At 73.6% G+C, this 3,039-nt stretch carries 3 protein-coding genes; all 3 read left to right on the forward strand.

Annotated elements, in window-relative coordinates:
- A partial coding sequence (locus ACZJYS_RS23775) for a CaiB/BaiF CoA transferase family protein (RefSeq protein WP_493180569.1) occupies positions 1–1,233 on the forward strand: 1,233 nt, incomplete at its 5' end.
- Between the two features lie 63 nt (positions 1,234–1,296).
- Positions 1,297–2,271, forward strand: coding sequence for a Bug family tripartite tricarboxylate transporter substrate binding protein (locus ACZJYS_RS23780; protein ID WP_493180570.1), 975 nt, complete (start codon positions 1,297–1,299; stop codon positions 2,269–2,271).
- 146 nt (positions 2,272–2,417) lie between these two features.
- Positions 2,418–3,039: haloacid dehalogenase type II (locus ACZJYS_RS23785; RefSeq protein ID WP_493180571.1), on the forward strand; the 622-nt coding region annotated here is incomplete at its 3' end.

A 3,039-nucleotide genomic window follows, 5' to 3' on the forward strand; every position in this document is an offset into this window, starting at 1 on the left:
GACCTTTCCATGGGCTGGGCCGGGCCGCTCTGCACCCGCCAGCTGGCCGATCTCGGCGCCGAGGTGATCAAGGTGGAGGCGTGCCAGTATCCGGACTGGTGGCGCGGCGTCGACCCGCGCCCGGCCTTCTTCGCCGAGCGGCGCTACGAGAAGGATGTGCGCTTCGGCATCCTCAACCGCAACAAGGCCGGCATCACGCTCGACCTCGCCACGCCCGAGGGCAAGGCGCTGCTGAAGCGGCTGGTGCGCGACGCCGACGCGGTGGTGGAGAACTATGCGCGCGAGGTGCTGCCCAAGCTCGGGCTCGACTATGCCGCCCTCTCGGCCGAGCGGCCGGGGCTGGTGATGCTCTCCATGCCCGCCTTCGGGCTGGAAGGGCCCTGGCGCGATGCCCGCGCCTATGGCTCCACGCTGGAGCACGCCTCCGGCCTGCCCACCGTCTCCGGCGCGCCGGACTGGCCGCCCACCACCAACCAGCTCGCCTATGGCGACCCGATCGGCGGGCTGAACGGGGCCGCCGCGCTGCTGGTGGCGCTGCTGCACCACCGCCGCACCGGCGAGGGACAGCAGATCGACCTCGCGCAGGTGGAGTGCCTGTTTCCCCTGGCGGCGCCCTGGATCGTCGCCACCTCGGCCACCGGCACGCCCGGGCCGCGCCTGGGCAACCGCCACCCCACCCAGGTGCCGCACGGCGCCTTCCCCTGCGCGGAGCAAGGCTGGGTGGTGGTGGCCACGCAGGATGATGCCGCCTGGCCCGCCCTGGCCCGCACCATCGGCCGCCCCGACCTGGCCGGCGACCCCGCCCTGGCCACCGCCGAGGGCCGCCGCGCCCGCGAGGCGGAGCTGGAGGCGGCGCTCGCCGCCTGGACACGGCCGCGGGCGCCAGAGGCTGCCATGCACGCGCTGCAGGCGGCGGGCGTCGCCGCCGGCGCGGTGCTGTGGCCCAGCGCGCTGAAGCGCGACCCGCACCTCGCCGCGCGCGGCTTCTGGCAGGTGGTAGAACGGCCGCATCTCGGCCGGCACGAGCAGCCCTCCGCCCCCTTCCGCGAGGCCGGGCGCGGCCCCTACCCCGTGCACCGCCCGGCGCCGACGCTGGGGCAGGACAATGCCGCGGTGCTGGGCGGGCTGCTCGGCCTCGGCGCGGCGGAGCTGGCGCGGCTGGAGGCGGCGCGGATCATCGGCCAGGAGGCGGTGCCGGTCTCGGAGCGCCGCGCCCGCGCGCCCGCCGGCTGAGGGAGGCTTTTCGGACACGGCCCCCCGCAAGCCGCGAGAGAGGGCCGGCACGGAGGAGGAAGCATGTCCATCACCCTGGCCCGTCGGGCGCTGCTCGGCGCCCTGGCCCTGCCTGCCCTGGCCACCCCGCGCGCGCGGGCCGAGGCGGCGCCGTTCCCCAGCCGCCCGGTGCGGCTGATCTATCCCTTCGCGCCCGGCGTGGGCGACGGGCTGGCCCGGGCCGTGGCCGAGGCCGCGCGCGAGACGCTGGGCCAGCCCATCGTCGTGGAGAACAAGCCTGGCGCCAACACCATGATCGGCGCCGAGGCGGCGGCGCGTGCGGCCAAGGATGGCTACACGCTGGGCTGGGTCGCCACCAGCACCCTGGCGCTGAACCCGCATTTCTACCCCAACATCACCTACCAGCCGGCCGATTTCGCGCCGCTCACGCTGGTCTACCGCGCGCCGGTGGCCTTCGCCGCCGCGGCGGATGTGCCGGGCGGCGAGCTGGCCGGCACGCTGGCCTGGCTGAAGGACAACCCGGGCCAGCCCTTCGGCAGCGTCGGCAATGGCAGCACGCCGCATCTGGTGATGGAGATGCTGCAGGGGCGCACCGGCCTGCGCATGGTCAATGTCGCCTACCGCGGCGAGCAAGCCGCGCTGGCCGACCTGATGACGGGCCGCATCCCCTTCTATGCCGGCTCGCTGAACACGCTGCTGCCGCACATGGAGAACCGGCGCTTCCGCGTGCTGGCGCTCTCCGCCCCCGAGCGCCTGGCGGCGACTCCGGAGTTGCCCACCTTCCGCGAACTGGGGCATCCCGACCTCGTGCTGCGCTACTGGCACGGCATCTGCGCCCCCGCCGGCACGCCGCCGGAGGTGCAGCGCATCCTGGCCGAAGCCCTGCGGAAGGCGGTGCGGAGCGAGATGGTGCGGCAGCGCGCCACCCCCGACATGACGCTGGACCCGCTGACCCTCCAGGAGTTCGCGCGCCTCATCCGCGCCGACCACGAGAGCTATGGCCGCCTGATCCGCGAGCGGAACATCAGCGTCGGCTGAGCAGCCGCACAATGTGCCGGCGGGGCGGGGCGAAACGGCACGATCTTCGCTCCGCCCGGCGGCGACGGCGCTTCCATGCCCGGCGGTGCCTCCTAGCATAGCGGCATCGGACAACCCGGCGGCGCCGGACCGGAAGGATGCCCCTGATGCCCCTGCGGCCCAAGTTCATCACCTTCGACTGCTACGGCACGCTGACGAATTTCCAGATGGGCCCGGTAGCCCGCGCGCACTTTGCCGGCCGCGTGCCGGAGGCGCGCATGGAGGCGTTCCTGCGGGACTTCACCGCCTACCGGCTGGACGAGGTGCTCGGCGCCTGGAAGCCCTATGCCGAGGTGCTGGAGAACGCCATACGCCGCGCCTGTGCCCGGCACGGCATCGGCTGCGAGCCGGGCGATGGCCGCGTCTTCTACGACGCCATACCGGGCTGGGGCCCGCACGCGGACGTGCCGGCGCCGTTGACGCGAGTGGCGAAGGAATTCCCCCTCGTCATCCTCTCCAACGCGATGGACGAGCAGATCCACCACAACGTGGCGCTGCTGGAGGCGCCGTTCCACGCCGTCTTCACCGCCGAGCAGGCGCAGGCCTACAAGCCGCGCATGCAGGCCTTCGAGTACATGCTGGGCCAGCTCAACGCCCGGCCGGAGGAGCTGCTGCACGTCTCCTCCTCCTTCCGCTACGACCTGATGACGGCGCACGACCTTGGCATCCGCGACAAGGCCTGGGTCAACCGCGCGCACGAGCCACGTGGCAACGCCTTCTACGGCTTCC

The organism is Roseomonas sp. TS2, from assembly GCF_058833935.1.